Origin of the sequence: Moorena sp. SIO3A2 (assembly GCF_010672265.1) — a bacterium.
Taxonomy (GTDB): Bacteria; Cyanobacteriota; Cyanobacteriia; order Cyanobacteriales; family Coleofasciculaceae; genus Moorena; species Moorena producens.
The window spans coordinates 1-24,154 of sequence record NZ_JAAHHC010000029.1; the positions used below are offsets into that span (position 1 = coordinate 1).

Consider the following 24,154-nt stretch of genomic DNA (forward strand, 5'->3'; position numbering starts at 1 on the left):
AAATACGTTCTCTAATATTTCCATTTTCTTCTATTTTTAAGGCTTTTTGAAGTATTGTTTTTTGCTGTCAGATAATTTTTTGCTGGCATATTTCCTATTATTGGGTTATTTATTAATTTTTATTATACCAATTTAAATGCCGAACAGCTTATGCAAACCGCCGTATGTAAAAAATCAAAATACGCCTGATTCACAATTCCGCTTCGCTCCAATGCCCAAGATATCCTTCCCAGAGACGAAACCGATAGTAGTGGTCGCCTTTATGGTTAAAGATGAAACCTTAGACAGGCTCGCCTTTATGGTCGGCAGGTTATGAATAAAAAGGTTAAAAATTGTGTAATAAGGCGAGCCTGTCTTACGGTAACTCCCAAGGCAGGCTATGCAGAAAAAGGTTAAAACTTGAGGCGCGACCCCGTAATTTAATTCTTCAAGGGGAAAGCGGGCCTCCATTGATTAAGGCGACCCTATCCTTACGGTAACTTCAAGACGCTCACTAAGCACGGGTAGAGCGCGGGGCTGTCGCCATCAGCTCATGGCCAATTTTCTTTCTTGGGCAGACTGTTTTGGCTACTGTTGATGATTCTATCTATTCCTCTTGTTGTATTCATAAAATATAGTCATAAACAAACATCTGTGCTAATCTCTCACAAGGGAGGTAATTAGCACAGATGCGACTCAAAGACTATGCCAAACACATGGCAGTAAGCTACCAGACGGCTTGGAGATGGTGGAAGGCAGGTAAGTTGCCTCATCCAGCATTCCAAACCGAAAGTGGCTCAGTCATCGTTGAGTACTTCCATCAACAGAAAACCCAGCCATCAAACACCAAACGAGTTGCTATCTATGGGCGAGTCTGATCTGCTGAGCATAAGTCAGACGTTGAGCTTCAAGTTGAACGTCTTCAACAGTATGCGATCGCTAAAGGTTACACGATTGTCAAAATTATCAAAGAAGTAGGAAGTGGACTCAACGATAATCGTAAACAATTAGCCACTCTTATGCATTCTGATGGCTACGACATTTTACTAGTAGAGCATAAAGACAGCCTGGCTAGATTCGGCATCAATTACTTGGAGATTATGCTGTATCGTTTAGGTATTCAGTTAGAAATTGTCAACCAAGTAGATAAGGGTAAAGACGAGTTGATGCAGGATTTGATTGCTATTATCAAGTCATTCTCTGCTAGGTTGTACAGGCAAGATCATGCTAAGAAAAAGATCGAAAAAATTATCGCTGAACTCCAAGCTGATGGCGGCGACGAGTACCAGTTAGAACCAAACCCATAAAACCTAGGGAAAACACCGACATCGTAGCTGGCTCTGGTACATCAACAGGGGGCTTGTCTCCCGGCTCACCAGCCACTAATTTAACCTGATACGCTAGTCGAGATTGTGTGGGCCGATTCTCAACTGACATGGTCATAGTTGATTGACCAGTGAGGGTGAAAGCACCTGAAACGTTACTGATGTGTAAATACTGTGCATCAAAAAAACCGCAATCATTAGGATTACTACAAACACTGGATGCGTCAGGAAGACTAGCAGACATGGCACTATCGGTTAACATCAAGTTGCTCAGTACAATGCTGCTGTTATTCTTACGAGCACTAGTCCGTAGAAACAAATCTGAGAAGTTATCCTCTGTAACTGTAGACGAAAGAACCACGTCACCAACGGTATAGGTGAGTTGAGAAATACCATCGAACTCCAGTAAGAAATCAACCGCTTCACCACTGACCCAATTAAATTATTTCTGATCTAAGTTAGTAAAACCACCACTAGCGTTAACCTTGTGGATATCTAGCTCAAAAGTGTTTCCTCCTATTGTTCCAGACCCAAAACGACTCTTGGCAGACAGGAAGATGTCGGGATCTAGGTTCTGGAACTCTGTTTCAGTCAGATTACCACCAATCGTAAACGCACTGGCTCCAAAGGGAGTAAAAGCTAGTCCTAGTGCTGACACTCCCAAACTTAATAGTAAATTACGAGTCATCATTATTTCTCTTGCCTATATGGAGTATTAGTTGTTATTGCAGTAACAACTGATCAAAGTATCGAGACTGAGTGTTTGCGATCGCGTAGCGGCTCTGTTCGCGTAGCGTGGCCTTTGGCCTTAAGAGCCTCGCGTTTGCTTTCTATCCGTATTTCTGTATTAACGTTCTATCTGTATTAACTTTATTGAAATCTGTATTAATAGTTGACGAAGATCGACCCTACCTGCCACGACCTTTGGACAAAAAGCTGATATCCAACAAAGCTAGCGCCCTAACAAACCTTAGGTGCGCTTTCCGCTCTTTGTGCCCTTGACCCATTAAGAATTAAATTCGCCACGGGTCGCACCTGTAGTTGCTGCTGGTTCTGGGACTTGAGCCGATTCAGGGTCAGAGTCAAGAGTTGACCAAAGTACTCGATCACCGAAACAAGGGGGCTCGGGGGATGGGAAGCCCTTACCTTTAGGTATAGGGAGGGATAATCCCCCGCAGCCAGCTGATGGGTTCAATACCCTTGAAGTTGGCTAATAAATCTTTCGGAATATCCAGAATTTTGATGTAGAATAAAAATAGACTCAAATGCACTCTTACACTCTACTTTAGGCTTTGCCGACCCTACGGGAAGGTCGTAAACGGCGCGCCAGTGTAGGTTAGTATCGGCGAGTGGTACCCTTGCTAGAAGTATTGGGGCTGTCTAAAGACGAAACCGATGGATAGGGTCGCCTTTATAGTCGGCAGGCTAAGTAGAAAAGGGTTAAAACTCATGGAATAAGGCGACCCTATCCTTACGGTAACTTTAAAGAAATGACTCGGTTGTAGAAGCGGCGGAGATGTCCGTAGAGTAAGCCAGCCTTGAGGTTCGGCACTTAACCCTTAGGTTCAATCAATCGGGAATCTGGGCGCGTTAAGTCTGCGCTTAGCTACTGAAACCAACACCTTTGCTTTGTCCGGGAAAGCCCCCGGCTTACAGCTGTGGGGAAGCTTACAAAAAAGCCCTTCTTGGTACAAAACTTGGGCTAATTCTTGCCCAAAGCCCCTGCCGCTGCTACTACTAGCGTAGCCCTAAGTCTAGTTATCCTGGTAGTGCAGCCAATATTCCTGCACTAGGGTTCACAACTGAATTACAATTGCTATAGTGATTGTTGCGATTTTTGAAACCCTTGGACTTGGATTCACCTCGGATTTGAGATAAGGGCTAATAATTCGGTATGATAGACGGTTTAGCAAGATTCCGAAACAGGACTATTACATATAGTTGCTGTGTAAGGCGCAGATTTGTTTCCAAATGCCTATTGATTCTTGTCGGCTTACTGAGCTGCTGGTATCTACTGGGAACACCATCAGCATTAGCAAGTTTCGATGATGACAGCTTTGATGGTAATATTTTTGCTCTGTATGCTGGTAATGGCTCTATAGTCCCACCACGAATTACCTTAGAAGATTCTTTGCGCAGGAAAAAGCCAGCTTTGTTGGTGTTCTACTTAGATGACAGTAGGGATTGCAAGCTATATTCTGTCACTATCTCTAAGTTACAGGAGCCTTATGGTAGGGCCGCGAGTTTTATTCCAGTCAACATCGACACTTTGTTACCCGACGCTACCTATACACCCACAGAAGCGGGATACTACTACCAAGATTTAATTCCCCAGACAGTAATGATTGACCAAAAGGCAGAGGTAGTACTCAATGAAATTGGACAAGTTGCTTATGAACAGATAGATGATGTGTTTCGGGAAGTGTTTAACTTACTGCCCCGTTCAGAATCCGTGGAGTTAAAGCTGCGCACTGTCAATGATATTAATGCTCAGTTAACATCAGAGTGATTTAATTTGCCTACTGGTTAGACATCCATCCGATGAAACTCCAACAACTTAACATGAAGACAATTGTTTTAGTCATCAGTGAACTGCCATTGCCGTTTACCCTATTTTTTGGTCACGTTTACGGGTTAAGCTATTTGTAAGTACAGTTAACATCCGTGCTGATGTCCAAGGTTTACAGCACACAGGAGCTAATCAAAATTTTGGCTCAAGAGCGTCGTTCGTGCATGAATGGGCAACGTCTTAATCTGGCAGCTTCGGTGTCTGGCAACCCTGTGATTGATCGCTTTCTGAAACCGGAGGGAATTCAAAAGTTCAGTGCTTATAACGACTTTAAAGCCGCAGTTCACAGCTACCAACGGCAACACCAAGTTTCAGGCATTATTTGGCGCGAACTGACTATGAAAGGAAAGACTCTACGTTATCCTGCTATTGACGAGCAGTTAGCCGCCCTAGAGAGTGACCTGAAAATCCTCAAAGCTGCCAAAGCTGACCTCTTAGAGTTTTGGTATACAGGCATCCAAGGTATGGACTTATACCTAAGTATTAATTTTGGTAAAGACTATCAAAAAATTATGCCCAATGATGTAAAAGAGGTCGCCCATAAAACGGAATGGGCAAATCTCTATGAATATAAGAATTACAACTTTTGGGAAATTATATTGCAGCTAGGTTGGGGGAAACCTGAGGAAGCATCCTATAAACGGGGATGGCCGACATCAGGAAGTGAGTACATTCATGCAGTTAATCCAGGCAAGTGCCCAATTTGTTGACCGCTATCGCCAGGTCGATGGGTTGTGGGTGCATAAAGCAGTATTATAAATATACTAGGAGCGGTCAAACATGAAAGAACAAACTATTAATCAAGTTATTGATCAACAAATAGAAGAATTGGACTATTCAATTCGACAGGAATTAACCAAGCTTGGCAATCAAGCCGCAAAGATGGGTTTAATTGGGGGACATGGTTATTACTTAGGAAGGTACGAAATTCTATGCAAAGGTCAAATCTTCACTCTTTCACCAGAAGAAGCTTACTCTTACCTAAAAAAATTGGTAGCACAACACCAAAGGTAATTGGGAAACTATGAATTGTGAAGGATGAAGGATGAGTTTTCATAATTCATCCTTCATCCTTTGTGATTACCAGCGTGCCTGGGAACCAGACCAAATGTGTTCTACTGATTCACCATAAACCATAGGTTCATCCTCAAAGGTAAGAGCAGTGTAACCACTGGGTTCAACAGACCACATTGGCCAATACTCATTGCCCAACTCACCAGCCTGAAATAGCACTTGATCTGGATTAGCTTGACTCCAGCCTAGCAACAGTGCGTTAGTATAATGAATGCGCTCAGGAGCCAAGGTGGTCACAGTATTTTGGTTGCGATCCCAAATTACTGCGTAATCAGAAGCATCTGACGTATTAAAAAAACCTTCAAATTGCCGCCCTAGAAGGCGATCGCTTGACTCTGTCCAAGACACGGGAATCAGAATAGCGATTGCGCCGCTTAATTTATCATCATTATTAAGGCGCGCGTTCCAATGGGCAGGTAAACTGCCCTTGGGTCGCGCCTGATGGTTAGCTAAGGGAGAAGATGCAGTTATGATGCGCAAATCTCCAGTCTGCAAATTTTCTAGAAACATCACACTACTGATGCGGCTGCGGTACAGTTCTGGCTGTCCTTGTAGTTGAATGCGACTATAGGCAGCATACTTGCCATCAGGAGAAACTAGTGATTGGCTGCGATAGTACCTAAACCCAAAACTCTGATTAGCAACCAGTTCAGCGTGGGTTTCCAAGACCCAATTCCAAGGAATAGGATAAGGACTGTTGAGCGGGTCACTCTGAACGTATGGTTCGGTTAGATCAGGTTTGATAGCTTCTGTTACTTCCCTTAAAGGCTGGGAAGATAGCACCGATGATTGACTGGCTAGGAAGGATTCATTAGCCTTGGCTTTCTCAGCAAATAGGCTAGATGTTATCAACATCAAAGTTGCTAACAATAGTCCTAGTGGTTGATTTTTAAGCCATCCTGATAAACTCAATTGCCTTTTCAACATTGATTAGTCTTTCAGTTACTAATTAGCGTTTCTAGTTAGAGGAGCAACCCCAAGAAATTAGAATATAGTTCCTTAACTTTAGGTTTAAAAGGTTAAAAAGTGATCAACTACCCCGTCCGAACCTGCATTACGAACGGGTTTTTTTACACTTCGGCTCAGTCAGTTACCTAAACCCTCGACTATCAAGCTACCGAAAGCAGACAAATAAAATAAGCCAGGGAAAAATAAAAAATTAACACTCTTTCCTTCCCCTAAGAGGTCTTGGCTGAAGTGGGTAGCCCTCACACAAAAGTTGTCAGGCTTGACATTGGAAGTAACTGGTTGGTTTGGAGGTTTTAGTGTTATGATAGCCATGTGGAATTCAACCTTGTTTTTTTGAATTCTTCTATAATGTAAAATACCTGCGCTTGACCCCTAACGGAGTACAATTGGAGCATCCTGCCTCATTATGTAGAAGGAGATCTAACAAAATTCGGTGTGACTCAACCCGCTACTTCCAACACCAATACCAGACCTGAAACCTCAATAAGTATACTGAACTGCCTACTAATCTTAATTTTCAGGCTACTACTGCTAGGCGTAGGGAGTGGCTTGGCCGTGATATTTGGCATTGTTGTTGCCAATGCTTACCCTAACCCGAATCCAGAAAAACCCCTGATCTTAAAATTACTGGAGCATCTGGATAACAAGGGAGAATCAACGTTTTTCAATTTTAGTTCAATTCGGGAACCAACGGAAGCCAATCCACTAAAACAATTGACACCAGTTCAAAGAGTCCAGCTCAAAGCTCAACTAAGTGAGTTAGACAAGCGAATGAAGAGATTGAGTGAGGACGTGACAATGTTGGAAACTCAGTTGGGAACCTCGGGAGGGAATGAATCTCTTGAAAGGCGCATCCAAGCGATCACTTTGCTTCTGAAGGAACCATCGACTCCAAGTAGCAATGCTCCATTAGTTGGTAATAGCAATGGCAATCGACTAGCTGCCTTGGCTGCCGACAAGTTGAAAGTCACGTTGCCCAGTGATATTTTATTTGAGGAAAGTAAAAGTACGTTACGTCCAGAAGCAGGTTTGATCCTAGACAAAATTGTCACAGATTTGCAAGCCTATCCCAGTAGTACAATCCGAATTGCTATCCACACCGACAACCCCCGCGAAGCCAAAGAGAATCGAAACCTTTCATTTGAGCGTGCTAAAGCAGTTCAGCAGTATCTTAGTAGCGCTTTAGACGATTCATACCGTTGGCTGATTATTGGCTACGGAGAAACTCGTCCTCTGGTCGCTAATGATACTGAGGTTAATCAGCAACGCAATCGTAGGGTGGAAATTGCTGTGGATTAGTCATTAGTCAGAAGCTTATTTGGTTATTTGCTTGAAAGTTATTTGGTTGTTTCCCTTGGGCGTCCGGTGTAGGGTAGGTTGAAGATTAGAGCCTTAACAACTCAAAGCTGGATGTATAACTGGCAAGCTGTAACCTTTAACCTGAAACCAGCTAACCTGAAACCAGCTAACCTGAAACCAGCTAACCTGAAACCTGAAACCAGCTAACCTGAAACCTGAAACCAGCTAACCTGAAACCAGCTAACCTGAAACCAGCTAACCTGAAACCAGCTAACCTGAAACCAGCTAACCTTGGCCAAAAGGCCACGCTACGCGAACAACCCATTAGTTATTGGTAATTTCTAGATGCGAGTTGTATTCTTTGGTACTCCCCAATTTGCTCTACCTTGTTTGGAAGGTTTGTTGAACCATCCTGAATTTGAGGTGGTGGGTGTGGTGACTCAGCCAGATAAGCGTCGAGGACGTGGTAACCAGCTGATTCCTTCCCCAGTGAAATCAATAGCATTAGCACATAAACTACCAGTTTGGCAACCGCAGCGCCTGAAAAAGCATAGGGAAACCCTAACTCAGCTAAGGCAGGTAAAGGCTGATGCTTTTGTGGTGGTTGCCTATGGGCAGATTCTCTCCCAAGAGATTCTGGATATGCCTACGGCAGGTTGTATCAATGTACATGGCTCAATTTTGCCTAAGTATAGGGGAGCAGCTCCGATCCAGTGGTGTCTTTATAATGGTGAAGCCCAAACTGGCATCACAACGATGTTGATGGATGCTGGAATGGATACTGGAGCAATGCTCTTGAAAGCATATACACCAATTAGACTATTGGATAATGCCCAGGATTTGGCACAAACTCTGAGCAATTTGGGAGCTGATTTGTTGATTGAAACCCTCCTCAAGCAAGAGTTACAGGAAATCCAACCAATTCCTCAAGATGACTCATTGGCTACCTATGCACCACTGATTCAAAAGTCAGATTATGGCCTAGATTGGTCACGCTCTAACTTGGAGTTACACAATCAGATCCGGGGATTTTTCCCGAACTGCGTCACCTCATTTCGGGGTAAATCTCTGAAAATCAGTGCCACTGTTCCCTTAGATTCCGCTTACTTATCCGAGTTGCCTTCACAGTTAAAAATGCGATCGCAGGAGTGGTCTACTCTTGATGTTGGTTCAGGTCGTCCTGGAGAAGTTGTAAAGATTGCCAAGACAATCGGTCCAATTATTCAAACTGGAAAGGGAATGTTGTTGTTGCAGCAAGTGCAATTAGCTGGCAAACGTGCTCAATCTGCTTGGGATTTTGCCAATGGTATGCGTTTAGAAGTAGGAGAAGTTCTAGGTAATAGTTAGTTAGTGAGTTTCAGTGTTCAAGGGTTCGTAAAAGCGGCAAGAATCACAGGGTCCGTCTGGATTGACAGCACAACGAATCAATTCAGAGTGAGCATTGAAATAGCAGCTGGCATCCCCAATCACCCAACGCCCCTGGAGCAGGCTTTTTTCACTAGGGTGTCCAAAAGACTGCACATACAGAGCAATTTTATGCAAACGATAGCGCCCTGACTTAAGACAGTAGCGGTGGCGGCGCTCTAAAACTGTGTAGGTTTTACCTTTAAAGTCGAGATAGTTACCGGGTTGAGGTATCCAATCCAGTTGAACATTGCCAATGGTCTGACGTGGGTGCGTCAAAATTAACTCCGTGGGTAGAGAATCAGGCTCCATAGTGCTTATTGTCATTCACGCTACAGTTGAATGGTATCGCAGGCTGTGGGCTGACTATCTAGCCCAACAGAATTCTATAGCAGAAGTCATTTGTCAGAAGTCATTTGTCAGAAGTCAAACTCTTGCGCTTCTTGATGCAATAGCGAGTGGGGGAAACCCCCAAGACCGTAATGGTGCTTTTTCCGTTGGCGAATTAAATTCGCCACGGGTCGCACCTCTGCATCGCTTACAAAGGGTGTGAGACTAATGTCGATGTCCTAACTGCCCTGGCGACTGCTATACATAGAATTTTCCGGTGAATTATAACACACTGCTGCTAGATTGAAGACTGGATTGATCAACGAAGTGATTAACCGGAGTTGATATTACCCATATTGGTAAATTGGTCATTGAGCAAAAAATGCCTTAAATTCGTGATTGGGGTGCATAAAGTTGGGAATTTAGCAAGTTAATTCTGTAGTCAGCTTAAAAGACTGTCAGATTAAAAGACTATTGTTTCTGTTCTCTTCGTTCCATTAGCAGTTTCTACTTGTTTGCCCAAAACCCCATGACAGCAGTTATTCCTGTGGTGTGAAATTCATCCAAGTTGAACCAACAGCCCAGGCTACCAACGTTGTAACATCCTTGAGTTCCAATGTCTGTGGCTTGGGGGTAGAACTGGTGGAGTTGTTCATCGACCATGATCAATTCACCAACTGGCATTGTCTGTCAAGGACTTGAAAAATTTTCCAGTTATACCCCCATCAAAAATTCATTTACAACACAGTATGAACATCTCTGGTATTTCACTGAGGACTAACGCACTTCCTTGCCTCAGGGCTATTTTCAAGTCAGAAATTCATGGGCGTTTCGCCCACCACAAAGGAATCAAAATCTCTGTTCCCTATGCCATATTCCCTATAGTCAGATTAGCTTAATGCACTATATTCATGTTTTAGACATATGAAGTTACTGTTTGGTCGCCGCTCATCTCCTGTTGTCGAGCCTACTCAGGAAAAAACTTCAGGTTTGGGAACATTCGGTGGGGTCTATACTCCTTCGATTCTCACCATCCTGGGGGTTATTATGTACCTGCGCTTTGGTTGGGTACTTGGTAATGTTGGTTTAGTGGGTACCCTAATCATTGTTACCCTCTCCACCAGTATTACCTTTTTGACGGCTCTGTCTATTTCTGCGATCGCAACTGACCGCATTGTTAGGGCTGGTGGTGCGTATTACATGATTAGCCGTTCCCTAGGAATTGAAACTGGCGGTGCAGTAGGAATTCCCCTTTACTTTGCCCAAGCTCTCTCAGTCGCGTTATACACTATTGGTTTTGCCGAGAGCGTAGTTCAGACCTTTCCCCAGCTCAACCAGCTTTATGTAGCGCTAATTACTACTATTTTAGTGGCAATACTGGCTTTGACTTCCGCTAGCCTTGCCATCCGTATTCAATACTTTATTATGGCTGCGATAGCGCTATCCCTAATTGCTCTATTAGTCGGTAACCATGATTACCCTTATGATGTAGCTAATATTGAGCTGTGGGTGACCTCCAAAGAATCCTTCTGGCGTGTCTTTGCTGTCTTCTTCCCTGCCGTAACCGGTATCATGGCTGGGGTGAATATGTCCGGTGATCTACGCAACCCCATCCGCGCCATTCCCATCGGTACTCTGGCAGCAGTAGGCACAGGATATGCTATTTATATCATCTTACCAATTATTCTATCGATGCGGGTAGGGGGAGAAGCCCTAATTGCCAATCCTCTGATTATGAGGCAGATGGCATTTTGGGGTCCGTCAATCCTACTCGGGGTATGGGGTGCTACTCTCAGCAGTGCCTTAGGGAGTATTCTGGGTGCTCCCCGGATTTTACAGGCACTAGCTAGAGATGGAGTATTACCCCGTTGGATGCGATTCCTAGGTACGGGTAGTGGACGAGATGATGAACCACGGATTGGTACCGCTGTAACGTTGGGAATAGCTACTGCTGCAGTTTGCCTTGGTCAATTAGATATCATTGCACCAGTGCTAAGTATGTTCTTTCTGACCACCTATCTGGTGTTGAATGTAGCAGCTGCCATTGAGGGCTTTTTGCAAAGTCCTTCCTTCCGACCCTCCTTTAAAGTTAACTGGTTTCTGTCACTGTTAGGGGCATTGGGTTGCCTGATCGTAATGTTTTTGATAAATGCCTTTGCCACAGTGGCAGCAGCTGTTATTGTCTTAGGGGTTTACCTTTGGCTACAGCAGCGGGAACTGCGCACAGCTTGGGGGGATGTACGCCGGGGCATTTGGATGGCACTGTTGCGCACTGGTATTTTTCAGATTAGTCATCACCCTGATCCGAAAAACTGGCGACCCCACATCTTGGTGCTGTCGGGAGCTCCCACTAAACGATGGTCTTTGATAGAGTTAGCCGATGCTCTGACCCATAATCGCGGTTTAGTGACCGTTTCGAGTATTTTACCCAGTAGTTCCCATAGTGTTGCTAAGCAGGCACAGTTAGAACAAACCATCAGTGAGTATCTCGAACGGCGTAGTGTACAAGCTCTAGTGCGCTTGGTAACAGCACCGGATCCCTTTACCGGAGCCCGGCAACTGGTGGAAACTTACGGTATAGGACCACTAGTTCCCAATACAGTTTTACTCGGGGATAACGAAACCCTTAGCCGTCGCCAGCCTTACTGTCGCTTGATTACTCACATACACCAGGCAAAGCGTAATGTAGTGATTCTGCGGGAAAATCGGGAGCAGGGTTTCGGTAGTCGTCAACGGATTGATGTTTGGTGGGGCGGTAAGCAAGCCAATGGTAGCCTGATGTTGCTCCTCGCCTATCTATTGCGCAGCGACCTGAAGTGGCAAAATGCTGAGATTTACCTCAAGTTGGTGCTTCCTAATGAAATAGCAGCTCAAGCAGCACGGGCAAACCTAAGTAATTGGGTGAAACAGTTGCGGATTGGGGTTATTTGTCAGGTGCTGGTTTCCCAAGGGCGTTCTTTTAATGCTATTCTTCATGAGTCATCGGCTGATGCTGACTTAATCTTTATGGGTATGGCTACACCAGACGATAAGTTTACTCAATATTACGAAAGCTTACAACAAAAAACTGCTGGTCTTCCTACCATTGTCTTTGTACTGGCTGCCCCTGGGTTTGCTTTCCATGAAGTTCTCAGTGAAGATTTGTAGTATACTAACAGCAATTTAAAATTTTTAATTGCCAATTGACTATTACTATCAAGTCTGGTTAATCACTGATAAAATAGTCTCGGTATTTTTGGTAATGGGTAATGGAGACTTGGTAATCGTTAACTACCAAGTCTCCATTACCTATTACCAGATACAAACCCTATAGCATGAATTGGCAATGCTTAATTTTTGGGTGGCAGTTTAACAATACTTAGCCAGAAGTTTTCAATTGACTTCAATACTTTGAGAAACTGGTCTAATTCAAAGGGCTTAGTGACGTAGGCATTGGCGTTTAGCTTGTAGCTTGTGAGGATGTCCTGGTCAGAATCTGAGGAGGTGAGAATAATCACTGGAATTAAACTCAATTTTGGATCAGATTTAATCTGTGCTAACACTTCACGACCATCCATCACTGGTAGATTCAAATCCAGCAAAATTACGTCGGGACGGGGTGCTTTAGTATAAGGGGATTCTCGACGTAGAAATGCCATAGCGTCCTTACCATTGGTAAAAGTCTGGATATTGTTGCGAGTATTGCTATTTTTTAAAGTAGCTTTGGTCAAGTCTACGTCACGATGATTGTCTTCCACTAGCAATATTTCAATCCGCTGAATAGTATTTCTATAGTTCATAATTCCTGATTTTTTTATGTTGAGATTAAAACAATCAATTTGTAAAGAGTTTATAGTGGCTTTTTTTGGAATACATATAATTTTCGATTAATTGGGGCGTTGTCAGGTATAATCGATAATACTTATCTCCCTCGAAATTACCGATTAATAATTACCAAAATTAACAATTATTTATTTTTGGGTTAGTTGTTAATATTAGATATATATGATTATTGTTTCATAGTTTTAATGATATAATTCTCAATTTAATAATCAATTAATTATTACAGCTTTTTTAAATTAAATTAGGTACAAATTCCTAATTTGTATAGAATAGGGAATAGGGAATAAGGAATAAGGAATAAGGAACAGAACAAAAAAACTGTGTGCCTCATAGTTATGAAAAACGATGTAGTACAAAAAAAGCTTAGTTAAATCAACTATTAAAATGCTCTAACATGAAATAAAATGTCGATAGCAAATGATAAATATTGATAGGAATAATTTTGGTAATTAACCGTTTTTAATTACCGATAACGTATAGTTTTTATACGTGATAATTATGATTTAAGCAATTAGCATTTAACCAGATAGTTCTCATCCTCCCCTCCGAATTTTGGGCAAGTATTAAAACTATCTATTGAATTTGGGTAATAATCTATCCATCAGTACCTATAAATGTACAAAAATTATGATGAAATTATAGATAGTATTTTTACGGATTTTTTTTTAGCTGTGCCAGAAGCGTCTAAGATGCTATTTAACCTCGAAGCCCCTTTTCAACCAACAGGGGACCAACCCCAAGCTATTTCCCAACTCACCACTTACCTCAAGGCTGGCAACCGTATCCAAACTCTACTGGGTGCTACGGGGACAGGTAAGACTTTCTCCGTGGCATCGGTAATTGAAAAAGTTGGCAAACCTACCCTATTACTTGCCCACAACAAAACCTTGGCTGCGCAGTTATGTAACGAATTGCGGGGGTTTTTTCCCCATAACGCGGTGGAGTATTTCATTTCCTACTATGATTACTACCAGCCGGAAGCTTATATCCCGGTCACTGACACCTACATCGAGAAAACCGCGTCAATTAATGATGAAATTGATATGCTGAGGCACTCAGCTACGCGATCGCTTTTTGAACGGCGGGATGTAATAGTTGTGGCTTCCATTAGCTGTATCTATGGGTTGGGTATCCCCTCAGAATATTTAAAAGCCTCGATTCCTCTGCGGGTGAATACCGAAGTTGACCAACGCCAACTCTTACGAGATTTAGTCTCAGTACAGTATTCCCGGAATGATTTAGAATTGGGACGCGGACGGTTCCGGGTGAAGGGGGATGTATTAGAAATTGGCCCGGCTTATGAAGACCGAATTATTCGGGTAGAATTCTTCGGAGATGAAATTGATGCTATTCACTACGTTGACCCAGTTACCGGTGGAATTTTCCAAAGTGTAGAGGGCGTAAATATTTACCCTGCTCGTCACTTTGTTACTCCGGATGAACGGTTGGAAGAAGCTTGTAATGCTATTAAGGCAGAACTTGAGGAACGTTTGGCTCAATTGGAGCAAGCGGGGAACTTGTTAGAAGCCCAACGGTTGGAACAGCGTACCCGCTATGATTTGGAAATGTTGCTCGAAATTGGTTACTGCAATGGTGTGGAAAACTATTCTCGTCACTTGGCTGGACGCAAGCTTGGGGAACCACCAGAGTGTTTGATTGATTATTTTCCCGAAGATTGGCTTTTGGTAGTGGATGAATCCCATGTTACGGTGCCGCAAATTCGGGGAATGTACAATGGCGATCGCGCTCGAAAGCAAGTGTTGATTGACCATGGCTTTCGCTTACCCAGTGCAGCAGATAATCGACCCCTGAAGGCAGAGGAATTCTGGGCAAAGGTGAATCAGTGTATTTTTGTCTCTGCTACTCCTGGGGATTGGGAGATGGAAGAATCTCAAGGGCGAGTCGTGGAACAGATCATTCGTCCTACCGGAGTGCTTGACCCAGAAATCTTTGTCCGTCCTACAGTAGCTCAAGTAGATGATTTGTTGGCTGAGATTAAGCAGCGGGTGGATTGTCAGGAAAGGGTGCTGGTCACAACCTTAACCAAGCGCATGGCTGAGGATTTGACAGAGTATCTGCAAGAACGGGATATTCGGATCAGCTACTTACACTCGGATATTAACTCTATTGAACGGATTGAAATCTTGCAGGGGTTGCGCCAGGGTGAATTTGATGTATTGGTTGGGGTTAACTTGTTGCGAGAAGGGTTGGATTTGCCGGAAGTCTCTCTGGTAGCAATTTTGGATGCAGATAAGGAAGGGTTCCTCAGGGCAGAGCGATCGCTTATTCAAACTATAGGCAGAGCAGCACGTCATGTCCGAGGGCAAGCCATTATGTATGCTGATACCCTTACAAAAAGTATGAGGAAAGCGATTGATGAGACTAATCGCCGTCGTAAGATTCAAAGTGAATATAACATCAAAAATAACATTATACCACAGCCGATTCGCAAAACCGCAAATAATCCAATTTTGACATTTTTGGATGTCTCCCGACGGTTGAATGCTCAACAGTTTGAATCGGTGTTTGAACAGGTGGATGATGTACCTTTAGAGAAGATTCCAGAGTTGATTAATCAGTTAGAAGAACAGATGAAGGAAGCAGCAAAGACGTTGGAATTTGAAACGGCAGCAAAGTTACGCGATCGCATTAAACAGCTGCGGGATAAACTGCTAGTTGACACTCCCCGGTCTAAAGACGCGGGGATTCTTCGCTCAACGACCCGTCTTGCTCAACCTGGCCGGAACCAAGAAGAGTAGAGGACAGATCTCCGGAAGAGTTCGGATTTAAAATCCAGGTTCCGGTGTGCCCCACCGTACCCAAGGCTCTCTCAAGAATGTTGATTGCAGCGTTGTGGTCGCGGTCTAACTGACAACCACACTTACAGGTATGAGTCCTGGTTGATAGAGACTTCTTGACTATCTCGCCGCATTGAGAACAATTTTGGCTGGTATAGGCAGGGTTTACTGCAACAGTTGCCCTGCTAAACTTTTGCCCAAAGTGCTCCAACCATCTTCTAAACTGATACCAACCTGCATCATTAATAGACTTGGCTAGACAGTGATTTTTAACCAGATTTTTTACCCTTAAGTCTTCGTAGGCGACCAGATCGTTAGATTGGATTACGCAACGTGCCAGTCTCTTGGCATGTTCTTCACGCTGCCTACTTATCTTGAGGTGTGCCCTACCTAGTCTATTAATCGCTTTTCTGCGGTTAGCTGAGCCTTTCTTTTTTCGGGAAACTCGGCGTTGATAAAACTTAAGCCGTTTTTCCCCTGTTCTGTAAAATCTGGGATTAGATTCTGTGTGGCCATTAGAGTCGGTGTAGAAATCTTTTAGCCCCACATCTAAACCGACAGTATTGCCAGTAGGTTTTAAAGACTCCTTACAATCAACGGAAACGCCAAACTGGACATAATAGCCATCGGCTCGCTTGACTATCCGGACTCGCTTAATTTGCTTCTTGTCGAAACGCCACAAGTCCCATGTACCCTTAAGCTTAAGCTTCCCTATTCCCTTCTTGTCAGTGAACACGATTGACTTTTTATCAGGGGACAACTTCCATCCTGATTGTTTGTATTCGACCGATCTGCAATGCTTTTGGAATCTGGGAAACCCCTTTTTGCCAGGTACCTTTTTCTTGCAATTTTCATAAAAACGAGTGATCGATGACCATGCTCTTTCTGAGGCAGTCTGGCGAGCTGTTGAGTTTAACTCATTAGCAAATGGGAATTGATGAGCCAACACTTTACTGTACTTGCTGAGATCGAATTTGTTTGTACCCTTATTGTCCATCCATAAACGGATGCAGCTATTTCGGATAAATTTTACAGTCCGAATGGCTTCATCTATGGCTGAGTATTGACTCTTTTTTCCTTTGGCTTTGAATTCCAGAATGATCATCGGTTATCGACCTCTCCCGCTTTACTTTATTCTACAACATCTAGAATAAAATTCCGGAACATTCTCAGAATATTTTTTTCACGGCGGCTTTAGCCGCTACTGCCCTTCATCCCCGGTATAAATACGCGGGGATGAAGGGCTTTGGCTCCCTCGTAAATGAAGCAGTAGAGTATATTCGAGAGTCCCAACTAGTGTAAGTGCATAAATTGGGGATGGACAAACAGGATGATTACGGCTACAGCTGGTGTGAGCAAGGCCAGCAGTTTGAAGCACTAAAGTGACGGAAGCAGAGCGGGGCGCGTCAATCTGATTGCTGCTTAGTGCCAACAACACCTGATAGCAGCCTTGACTGTGGAAGGACTTGTCACCGTGTGGTGTTTGAAACCTGGCGAGAAACTGCCTTAATTCCGGTGCTTAAACCAGGACAGGTGGTAAGGTCAAGTCCGCTTGAATAGCTATAATCAAGAAGATTGATGGGGAGATGGGGAAATGGGGCAGATTTTTATTCAGGGTAATTATCCGGACATGATCTAATTCTCGATCACGCCACCTGCCATCATCCCGGACCCATAGTCAACTTGATTGAGGCTGCTGGCTGTCCGCTGTGGTACCTGCCCCCTGATGCTCCCGACCAAAACCGAACCCCCGAAGTGTTCGGCTGGGCTCAAAAGTCCTCATTCGCCAGGGCTGATATCACTGCCCTTGCTCGCCACAGGCTATCGAGTCTATTCTCAAAATCGAGTCTATTCTCAAAGATGCTGTGTCGTAACACTACTGGCGATCGCTATATTTCCATACATAAAAGTGAGATACATCTACTATTGCTACTACCGTGAGCTAGAACTTAGAGCTTTGATACCAAATCGGCTCTAGTCGCCCCCTGTTCAATCTAGGTCTACTTTAAAGAAAAGGGGGTATTCGAACCAGATTCCATAGGAATTCTATCACTGATGAGACTAACATTGAGCTGTCTTCACCGGTTGAGCCAGATCATTGGTAAGGGAAGATGGGCAGCAAGTAAGTTTTTCCTGCTTGTTTGTTCTTCAACCTATTTGACCTGTTCCCCGTTGCCAACCCCTGTGCAGGCGCAACCGATAGTTGAAGCCAACGATGGTACTGGTACTGTTGTCAACCCTGAGGGTAACCAATTCAACATTGATGGCGGTAAGCTGTCGGGAGATGGTGCGAATCTGTTTCACAGCTTCCAGAAATTTGGTCTGAGTGAAGGTCAGATTGCCATCTTTCTCTCTAATCCTAATATCCAAAATATCCTAGGGCGAGTCACTGGTGGTGATGCTTCTGTCATTAATGGCTTAATCCAGGTTACAGGGGGTAATTCAAATTTATTCCTGATCAACCCCGCCGGGATTGTCTTTGGTCCTGGTGCCAGCATCGATCTACCTGCTTCTTTTACCGCCACCACCGCTACTGGTATTGGTTTTGATGGCGGCTGGTTTAACGCTATTGGTAGCAATGACTATGCTTCTTTGGTAGGCAAGCCCAATACTTTTGATTTTGCTGTCTCCCAACCAGGTGGGATCATCAATTTAGCTGATTTAGCAGTTAAAGAGGGGCAGAATTTAACCTTAGTAGGTGGTACTGTGATCAGTAATGGCACTCTTACTGCATCTGGTGGTCAAGTTACTATTGAGGCTGTGCCTGGAGAAAATTTACTCCGTATTTCCCAGCCAGGTAATATTCTCAGTTTAGAAGTTTCCCCCTCTGCCACTGTTCCCTTCACTCCCCTTTCCCTACCGGAACTGCTGACAGTTGGCGGCGGTGATGCTACAGGAATTGAGGTAAATCGTGAGGGTACAGTACAACTGATAGGTTCTGGTATCCAGGTGGAAGATGGTGATGTGGTGGTCCAGGATATCAGCGCTGGTAAGCAAGTAGTTATTGAAGCAGACGGTAATATTCGGACAGCATCAATTACTTCCGATGGTGGAAGAATTTTCCTCAATAGTAGAGAAGGAGAGATTGATACTAGTAGTGGCACACTGGATTCAACGGCGGTAAGTGGTGATAGTGGAAATATTGACCTGAAAGCAGAAGGTAATATCACTACCGGGAGTCTCAAGGCTTCCAGTAATAATGGTGATGGTGGTGATATTACTGCCGTTAGCGATAGAGGAAGTATTGATACTAGTGCTGGCGTAGTTGATTCTTCCTCTGTGAAAGGTAAAGGAGGAGAGGTTCAATTATTCGCTACCGAGGGAACTATTAATGCTGGTGATATAAATGCTGCTAGTGGTAATGGTGACAGTGGCAACGTTACTCTTGTTGCTGGTAGTGACATCAGTAAAGGAAATGTTACTGCTACTTCTACTATTATTTCCATTCTAGATTTCAGAAACCAGAATTATACTATACAAAGTTCAGAATCTCAAGTCTCACCAGCACCTGAACCTCCACCTTTTTTAGATCTAGATCCACCCATGATTGAACCTCCTTCAGTCATCGACCCAAAGCCATTACCACCGCTACCACCACAACTACAGTCAGATTTTCCACCACTACGACCACCACAACCTCCAACAACAGTAATTCTTGGACCTGTAAATCCTGTAAATCTTTCAAATTCTTCCCTACCACCACAACCACAGTTAGAGAATCAAGCACTACTACCACCTGAATCTCCAAGAAGAGAAATTCTTGGACCTGTAAATCCTGTAAATCCTTCAAATCCTTCCCCAACAACACCATCAGGAAGGTCAGACAATCAAAACTCTGCCTTGCCAAGCCAGGTTAATCGATCAGATTTGGCGGTCAATCAGAGCAAGAGGTTAAACAAGACTCAAGCAATTGGACTAGAACGACTGACAATCCTGGTACTGGAAATTACAGAGTGTCTGGCAGAAGAACAATTGCTCATAAATCCTCAAGGATTTTCTAGACAAGTTGGTGCAAAAGATTACACTAAAGCTGCTGAATGCTATCATAAAAATTTAGAATTTGCACGAAAAATTGGTGATAACTTGCGAGAATCAAAAGCTCTACATAACCTCGGAGTAACTTACTATATTTTGGGAGATTATGGCAAAGCTCTAGACTATCATAAACAGCATTTTACTCTTGCCCAATCAGACCCAAACTTAAGAAGAAAACCGCAAGCTTTAAGTGGTTTAGGAGCAGCTTATGGTGCAATAGGAAACTATGACAAAGCTATTGAATACTATAAACAGGGTCTAGAACTAGTAAACTCAACCGATGAGTCTGAGATGGAAAGGAATATAGTAAGCAATATCGGATTAGCTTACTACGCTAAGAAGGAATATACCAAAGCACTTGAATACAAAGAAAAAAGTTTAGCGATCGCTAAAACATCCGATCACCTACCTGGAAAGGCAAGAGCATTATCTAATTTGAGCTTGGTGTACTATACCCTGACCGACTATAACCAAGCAATTGAATACTCTCAGCAGAGTTTAGCGATCGCACAAAAATTGCAAGATAACTATGGACAGTTAGTAGCCCTAGAAAATTTGGGAATAATTTACTATGCTCTAGAAGACTACAACCAAGCAGTAAACTACCAACGCCAGAGTTTAAAAATTGCCAAGCAACTAGGTGATCGCCACGCCAAGGGACGAGCTTTAAGCAACTTAGGTGATGCTCTCTACAAAGCCGGAAATCCTAAAGAAGCAAATGAGGCTCTATTTGCTGCCATTGAAATTTGGGAGTCTTTGCGGTCAAACTTAGGCAGCAATGACCTTGAGAGAGTATCCATTTTTGAAACTCATCAAACAACTTATAGCGCTTTACAAGAGTATTTAGTAGATCGAAAACAATTCAATCAAGCCCTAGAAATTACTGAAAGAGGACGAGCAAGAGCCTTTGTTGAACTATTAGCGAGAGGTTTATCAGAGTCTGAATCAAACCTCAAAACTAATAAACCGATTGCCCCTCCGAATATCAAACAAATAAAAAAAATTACTGAAGAACAAAACTCGACAATAGTTTTATACTCTCTTATCAAAGAAGTCGTCGAAGCCGAAGGTGTGCGCCAACTTGAAGACAAAGAGCTTTACATTTGGGTAATTAACCCTAGAGGTAAAATCGCTTTTCGTCAGGTTGATTTAACTAATCTAGATACATCTCTGAAAGAATTGGTTGTTATCACTCGTAAATCAATTTTTTTCAGAAGAAGCCCATCCCTAGTTGATTTAGTTCCCAGAGAAAGATTGACTAAAACAGAGAGAGCTGGTCAAACTGAACAATTAAAACAACTGCATCAACTGCTCATTGAACCAATTGCCGAACTCTTACCTACAAATCCCGAAGCTCGTGTAACCTTTATTCCCCACGAATCCTTGTTTCTAGTACCTTTCCCAGCACTACAAGACGCTTCTGGTCAATACCTGATCGAAAAACATACTATGCTCACTGCTCCCTCGATTCAGGTGCTGGATTTAACTAACCAGCAACGGCAACTAGTTTCTGGAGAAGAGATGCTAGTAATTGGTAATCCCACGATGCCTCAAGGTTTGCCCCCTCTTCCTGGAACAGAAACAGAAGCGCTAGCGATCGCTGAGATGTTCAATACTCAAGCCCTGATTGGCAATCAAGCCACCAAGAAATCAGTTGTTGAGCAAATGTCAAAGGCAAAGATCATACATCTAGCTACTCACGGCTTACTGAATGACTTCCAGGGATTAGGTTTACCAGGAGCGATCGCCCTTGCTCCGACTAAAACAGATAAAGGTTTTCTCAGTGCTAGTGAAATACTCGACCTCAAGCTTAGTGCTGAGTTAGTAGTTTTAAGCGCTTGCAACACTGGTAGAGGTCGAGTTACCAGTGATGGCGTGATTGGATTATCCCGTTCTTTAGTGGCTGCTGGTGTACCCAGTGTGGTTGTTTCCCTCTGGAAAGTACCTGATGACTCCACAGCTGACCTGATGATTGAATTCTATCGCCAGCTACAACAAACACCTGACAAAGCAGTTGCTCTACGTCAAGCCATGCTTACGACTCTTAAACAGTACCCAAATCCAGTGGAATGGGCGGCTTTTACTCTGATTGGGGAAGCCGAGTAATCAAGGAGTTGCAGGAGTTCAGAATCACAGAGTTTTGGATTACTATAGTTCCCTAAGGGTGATAAATCTGTACAGAATAATAAACCGATGAACACTGAGCTCCAATTTCCTTGGCAACAAGACGCCGTAATTCGCCAGAGCCAACGTCTAATCCATAGCTTTCATCATTGGACAGGGCGTTCTCTAATCGATACCAGTGGCTCACCTATGGAAATTGCACAGGCACTATTTGAAGCTCCCTTTGTCGTCTACTCTCACAACACTGAATCAGACCCCATTCTAAACTATGGCAATCGGAAAGGTTTAGAATTGTGGGAAATGGATTGGAACCAATTGACTCAGATGCCTTCGAGATATTCAGCTGAGCCAATGGAAAGGGAGGAGCGCTTACGCTTGCTTAACCAAGTCACAACCCAGGGCTATATTAGCAACTATCAAGGTGTCCGCATTTCTAGCACTGGTAAACGGTTCCAGATTTCAGATTTTATCGTCTGGAATCTCATTGATGAGGAAAATAACTATTGTGGTCAAGGGGCTACATTTTCCCAGTGGATACGGATTAATTGACGATGTTGGCCACTTAAATTGTCTATTTTTTATCTATTTTTGAGTAAGGGGGAAAAACTTCAAAGTCCTCTCCCTTGCTCTTGAGCACCCCTGCCCCCTTAGGGATTCAATCAAAGAAATCATTTGTAGCATTAATAGTGCTAATTCCTAGTGCTAATGTAAGCTGACAGCCGTCAGCTGTCAGCTGTCAGCTGTCAGCTTAAAACAAACCTCGTTCCCATAGCGTGCGCCGTTCGCGTAGCGTGCGCCTATGCGCAATGCACAAACGGGAGAATTTAATAATTCGAGATTAATGATAATTGAAAGTCTGGGTAAAAGCCCTTGGCTTGTGGCCACGCTACCCGAACAGCTGACCTAACAGAGATTAAACGAAGGCTTACCTATGCAAGCTAATAGCTGATAGCTGATAGCTGAATGCTTACGTGCTAATTCAGATTAGATACCTCACCGCTTACTTCCCCTTCTTGCAGTATCTTCCCCCACTTCCCGTCTCTTACCGATCTCCATAAATCATCCCCCTACAAGTACAAAGCCGTTATTTGGGTCGGACTAGCCGGGAACTCTATATGTAACTGGCCTCACAGAAGTCCATGTTGTTCAATGATTCTAACCCATAATGATTACAGCTCCAGGCTATCCCATCACTGAGTCAATCGAATCTGGCACTAGAACCCTACTTGGTATTGCATTCTGGTGGTGGATGATAAACAGGAAAATCGCTGGGTGATTGTCAATCTGCTGGCTCCCCTGGGATTTGAACTGATCGAAGCTAGCAGTGGTCAAGAGGCTTTAGACGAAGCCACAGCATTTTCACCAGACCTGATTATCACTGACTTGTTGATGCCACAGATGGATGGCTTTGAGATGATCCGACAGTTATGACAATCCCCCCAATTGCACTCAAAAGTAGTGATTGCGTCTTCGGCTGTTCAACTTCAAGGCAGAAGGAGGCAGGTAGATCCCCATTGGAAACGAGGTCTAAGCTATCTCAAAATTGGTCTGCGCTGGCTCAAAGGAGTAGTCAATAAAGGTAGGCAACTCAGTCGGGCCAGTACCGTTGTTACCTAAAGATCCGCAACCGTGCTTTGCATGCCATAAAGCTGAGGATGATTACTACGACCAGATTTGGTTTTCCCGTATTCGGTCTTTAAAGTGTAGAACCTGATCTGTTTGGTTTTCACACAGATGTGTCAGGCAGTCAGGGAGGAACCTTGAAGCTGGAAACTGAAGTGGGAGCATATAGTGAATTTATCATCACTTTACCTAAACCAGCCGAATAGACCTGATCATTTCCGACTTGAGTATTTTGAACCTGCTTGATCAGGGAAATTAGCATCCTGGTCAAGCTACTACCTTTTCCCATAGGTTTTCCCAGTGGCAGCAAATTAATTGACATTAAAAATTGCTACTTAGCCTATTAATTAGCCTATTAATTAGCCTATTAATTAGCTAAAGATATCCTTAAAAAAGTCTGCTATTACCTCTTCCTTATAATCCTTAAATTCACCAGCATCAAACCAGAGACCATAGCATACCGGGCATTTTTCATACCGAATATGAGTCTGTTTTATATCAACCATTTTGGTCAGTTTTGTCTGGCATTTCGGGCAATTGATATCTCTAATTTTATTAAAGTTACTCCCTGTTTTCGGGTCACCTGTATCTATAATCTCGGAACCTTTTATCTCCTTCAACATTTGAGCTTCCATGGAATCAAACCAGATCCCTTGACAACTGGTGCAGCGGTCTACAGGAATCGTTGAATACACAACTGCTTCTAAGGTTCCTTGACATTTAGGGCATTTCAGCTGGGTCATTTCGCTCAACCATCTCTAGGATTTACATATCATACTCGGTAGCCAGACATAATTCAAGTT

23 protein-coding genes and 2 pseudogenes are annotated in these 24,154 nt (G+C 43.4%); 15 read left to right on the plus strand and 10 right to left on the minus strand.

Features of this window, described 5'->3' with window-relative positions; all coding sequences use genetic code 11:
* Positions 1-668 precede the first annotated feature (668 nt).
* Both F6K64_RS25865 and F6K64_RS25870 read left to right on the plus strand, forming a co-directional pair.
* On the plus strand, positions 669-857 hold the full coding sequence (locus F6K64_RS25865) for a hypothetical protein (protein ID WP_008182324.1): 189 nt from the start codon (positions 669-671) through the stop codon (positions 855-857).
* 12 nt (positions 858-869) lie between these two features.
* Positions 870-1,286 (plus strand): annotated as a pseudogene (locus F6K64_RS25870) (IS607 family transposase); the annotation flags it as partial.
* Here F6K64_RS25870 and F6K64_RS38415 read toward each other — a convergent pair.
* The 3 genes and pseudogenes from F6K64_RS38415 to F6K64_RS25880 form a co-directional block, all read right to left on the minus strand.
* The gene (locus F6K64_RS38415; RefSeq protein WP_324293467.1) at positions 1,228-1,362 is read right to left on the minus strand and encodes a PEP-CTERM sorting domain-containing protein; all 135 of its coding nucleotides are present in this window, start codon (positions 1,360-1,362) and stop codon (positions 1,228-1,230) included. The pseudogene F6K64_RS25870 and the gene F6K64_RS38415 overlap by 59 nt on opposite strands.
* 12 nt (positions 1,363-1,374) lie before the next feature.
* Positions 1,375-1,734, minus strand: a pseudogene (locus F6K64_RS38420) (choice-of-anchor W domain-containing protein); the annotation flags it as partial.
* Positions 1,735-1,746: 12 nt separating this feature from the next.
* Positions 1,747-1,992, minus strand: a complete 246-nt coding sequence (locus F6K64_RS25880; protein ID WP_008182319.1) for a hypothetical protein — start codon at positions 1,990-1,992, stop codon at positions 1,747-1,749.
* A 1,290-nt stretch (positions 1,993-3,282) separates the two neighbouring features.
* On the opposite strand from F6K64_RS25880, the gene F6K64_RS25885 reads away from it, so the two are divergent.
* The 3 genes from F6K64_RS25885 to F6K64_RS25895 all read left to right on the plus strand — a co-directional run bounded on the left by F6K64_RS25885 (position 3,283) and on the right by F6K64_RS25895 (position 4,887).
* Positions 3,283-3,813 (plus strand): thylakoid membrane photosystem I accumulation factor, encoded by a 531-nt coding sequence (locus F6K64_RS25885; protein WP_008182315.1) that lies wholly within the window; start codon positions 3,283-3,285, stop codon positions 3,811-3,813.
* A 161-nt stretch (positions 3,814-3,974) separates the two neighbouring features.
* Complete coding sequence (locus F6K64_RS25890) at positions 3,975-4,583, plus strand: hypothetical protein (RefSeq protein WP_008182313.1); 609 nt, start codon at positions 3,975-3,977, stop codon at positions 4,581-4,583.
* 70 nt (positions 4,584-4,653) lie between these two features.
* Positions 4,654-4,887: a hypothetical protein gene (locus tag F6K64_RS25895; RefSeq protein WP_008182312.1), complete on the plus strand. Its 234-nt coding sequence runs from the start codon at positions 4,654-4,656 to the stop codon at positions 4,885-4,887.
* A 66-nt stretch (positions 4,888-4,953) separates the two neighbouring features.
* Here F6K64_RS25895 and F6K64_RS25900 read toward each other — a convergent pair whose 3' ends face one another.
* The gene (locus tag F6K64_RS25900; protein WP_008182310.1) at positions 4,954-5,874 is read right to left on the minus strand and encodes a hypothetical protein; all 921 of its coding nucleotides are present in this window, start codon (positions 5,872-5,874) and stop codon (positions 4,954-4,956) included.
* Positions 5,875-6,356: 482 nt separating this feature from the next.
* A complete protein-coding gene (locus tag F6K64_RS25905; RefSeq protein ID WP_287266765.1) occupies positions 6,357-6,485 on the minus strand; it encodes a hypothetical protein in 129 nt (42 codons plus the stop codon).
* Between F6K64_RS25905 and F6K64_RS25910 the strand changes: the two genes are divergently transcribed.
* Both F6K64_RS25910 and fmt read left to right on the plus strand, forming a co-directional pair.
* Positions 6,472-7,215, plus strand: coding sequence for an OmpA family protein (locus F6K64_RS25910; RefSeq protein ID WP_229414431.1), 744 nt, complete (start codon positions 6,472-6,474; stop codon positions 7,213-7,215). The two genes, F6K64_RS25905 and F6K64_RS25910, sit on opposite strands and share 14 nt — an antisense overlap.
* A gap of 345 nt (positions 7,216-7,560) precedes the next feature.
* A complete protein-coding gene (gene fmt / locus F6K64_RS25915; protein WP_008182301.1) occupies positions 7,561-8,562 on the plus strand; it encodes a methionyl-tRNA formyltransferase in 1,002 nt (333 codons plus the stop codon).
* On the opposite strand, the gene F6K64_RS25920 is transcribed toward fmt, so the two are convergent.
* On the minus strand, positions 8,563-8,931 hold the full coding sequence (locus tag F6K64_RS25920) for a DUF6464 family protein (RefSeq protein WP_008182299.1): 369 nt from the start codon (positions 8,929-8,931) through the stop codon (positions 8,563-8,565).
* Positions 8,932-9,456: 525 nt separating this feature from the next.
* Positions 9,457-9,633, minus strand: coding sequence for a hypothetical protein (locus F6K64_RS25925; RefSeq protein ID WP_008182297.1), 177 nt, complete (start codon positions 9,631-9,633; stop codon positions 9,457-9,459).
* A 240-nt stretch (positions 9,634-9,873) separates the two neighbouring features.
* Between F6K64_RS25925 and F6K64_RS25930 the strand changes: the two genes are divergently transcribed.
* Together F6K64_RS25930 and F6K64_RS25935 are read left to right on the plus strand one after the other, a co-directional pair.
* Positions 9,874-12,096, plus strand: a complete 2,223-nt coding sequence (locus F6K64_RS25930) for an APC family permease (protein ID WP_008182295.1) — start codon at positions 9,874-9,876, stop codon at positions 12,094-12,096.
* 28 nt (positions 12,097-12,124) lie between these two features.
* On the plus strand, positions 12,125-12,262 hold the full coding sequence (locus F6K64_RS25935) for a hypothetical protein (protein ID WP_008182293.1): 138 nt from the start codon (positions 12,125-12,127) through the stop codon (positions 12,260-12,262).
* Positions 12,263-12,278: 16 nt separating this feature from the next.
* Here the strand turns inward: F6K64_RS25935 and F6K64_RS25940 are convergent, their stop codons facing one another.
* On the minus strand, positions 12,279-12,728 hold the full coding sequence (locus F6K64_RS25940) for a response regulator (protein WP_008182291.1): 450 nt from the start codon (positions 12,726-12,728) through the stop codon (positions 12,279-12,281).
* Between the two features lie 732 nt (positions 12,729-13,460).
* Between F6K64_RS25940 and uvrB the strand changes: the two genes are divergently transcribed.
* Positions 13,461-15,530, plus strand: a complete 2,070-nt coding sequence (gene uvrB, locus F6K64_RS25945) for an excinuclease ABC subunit UvrB (protein WP_081432033.1) — start codon at positions 13,461-13,463, stop codon at positions 15,528-15,530.
* Here the strand turns inward: uvrB and F6K64_RS25950 are convergent.
* Positions 15,463-16,674: an RNA-guided endonuclease InsQ/TnpB family protein gene (locus F6K64_RS25950; protein ID WP_008182286.1), complete on the minus strand. Its 1,212-nt coding sequence runs from the start codon at positions 16,672-16,674 to the stop codon at positions 15,463-15,465. The two genes, uvrB and F6K64_RS25950, sit on opposite strands and share 68 nt — an antisense overlap.
* A 533-nt stretch (positions 16,675-17,207) precedes the next feature.
* Between F6K64_RS25950 and F6K64_RS38425 the strand changes: the two genes are divergently transcribed.
* The 5 genes from F6K64_RS38425 to F6K64_RS25970 all read left to right on the plus strand — a co-directional run bounded on the left by F6K64_RS38425 (position 17,208) and on the right by F6K64_RS25970 (position 23,345).
* Positions 17,208-17,510, plus strand: a complete 303-nt coding sequence (locus tag F6K64_RS38425) for a transposase (RefSeq protein ID WP_081431952.1) — start codon at positions 17,208-17,210, stop codon at positions 17,508-17,510.
* Between the two features lie 114 nt (positions 17,511-17,624).
* Positions 17,625-21,710 carry a CHAT domain-containing protein gene (locus F6K64_RS25955; protein ID WP_052308422.1) on the plus strand — a complete coding sequence of 1,362 codons (4,086 nt, stop codon included), beginning with the start codon at positions 17,625-17,627 and terminating at the stop codon, positions 21,708-21,710.
* 87 nt (positions 21,711-21,797) lie between these two features.
* On the plus strand, positions 21,798-22,277 hold the full coding sequence (locus F6K64_RS25960; protein ID WP_008182281.1) for an MEKHLA domain-containing protein: 480 nt from the start codon (positions 21,798-21,800) through the stop codon (positions 22,275-22,277).
* Between the two features lie 696 nt (positions 22,278-22,973).
* Entirely contained in the window at positions 22,974-23,159 is a 186-nt protein-coding gene (locus tag F6K64_RS25965) for a response regulator (RefSeq protein WP_324616710.1), read from the plus strand.
* A 27-nt stretch (positions 23,160-23,186) separates the two neighbouring features.
* Positions 23,187-23,345: a hypothetical protein gene (locus tag F6K64_RS25970; RefSeq protein ID WP_229414429.1), complete on the plus strand. Its 159-nt coding sequence runs from the start codon at positions 23,187-23,189 to the stop codon at positions 23,343-23,345.
* Between the two features lie 377 nt (positions 23,346-23,722).
* Here F6K64_RS25970 and F6K64_RS25975 read toward each other — a convergent pair whose 3' ends face one another.
* A complete protein-coding gene (locus F6K64_RS25975; RefSeq protein ID WP_044492624.1) occupies positions 23,723-24,094 on the minus strand; it encodes a TFIIB-type zinc ribbon-containing protein in 372 nt (123 codons plus the stop codon).
* Positions 24,095-24,154: the final 60 nt, after the last annotated feature.